Source organism: Candidatus Symbiopectobacterium sp. NZEC135 (assembly GCF_025962695.1).
This window is the reverse complement of record NZ_JAGFPF010001140.1, coordinates 1-693: the sequence shown is the minus strand read 5'-3', so window position 1 is coordinate 693 and position 693 is coordinate 1. Positions and strand designations below refer to the sequence as shown.

Sequence of the window (693 nt, the reverse complement as noted above, 5' to 3'; positions counted from 1 at the left end):
GGCATCGTGCGGGGCGGTCAACGCCATGCATGACTCCTTTACCGCACTGGGGGGGATGATTCCGCTGTGGTTGATGCAACTGGGTGAAGTGGTGTTTGGCGGCGTGGGTTCAGGGCTGTACGGCATGCTGATGAACGTGCTGCTGGCAGTGTTTATTGCCGGATTGATGATTGGTCGCACGCCGGAATATTTGGGCAAGAAAATCGGCGTGCCGGAAATGAAGATGGCGGCGATTTATATCCTGATTACCCCGTCTCTGGTGCTGTTGGGTACGGCGCTGGCGATGATGACCGATGCCGGGCGCGCCGGAATCTTTAACCCGGGACCGCACGGTTTTAGCGAAGTGCTCTATGCGCTCTCTTCTGCGGCCAACAACAACGGCAGCGCGTTTGCCGGGCTTTCTGCCAATACGCCGTTCTGGAACCTGCTGCTGGGCGCGGCGATGTTGATGGGACGCTTTGCCCCTTTCATCCCACTGCTGGCCATTGCCGGTTCACTGGCGGCGCGCAAGACCCAGCCTGCCAGCCCCGGTACCTTGCCGACGCACGGCGCACTGTTTGTCGCGCTGATTATCGGCACCGTGCTGCTGATTGGCGCACTGACCTTTATCCCTGCGCTGGCGCTGGGGCCTGTTATCGAACATTTGCAGTTACTGGCGCGCTAATCGCCGGAGAATTCTATGACACATCAAAT

General features: G+C 59.0%; 1 protein-coding gene. It reads left to right on the top strand.

Going from position 1 to position 693, the window contains the following annotated elements:
• Positions 1-664: potassium-transporting ATPase subunit KdpA (locus J5224_RS32940; RefSeq protein ID WP_264629114.1), on the top strand; the 664-nt coding region annotated here is incomplete at its 5' end.
• Between the last annotated feature and the right edge of the window lie 29 nt (positions 665-693).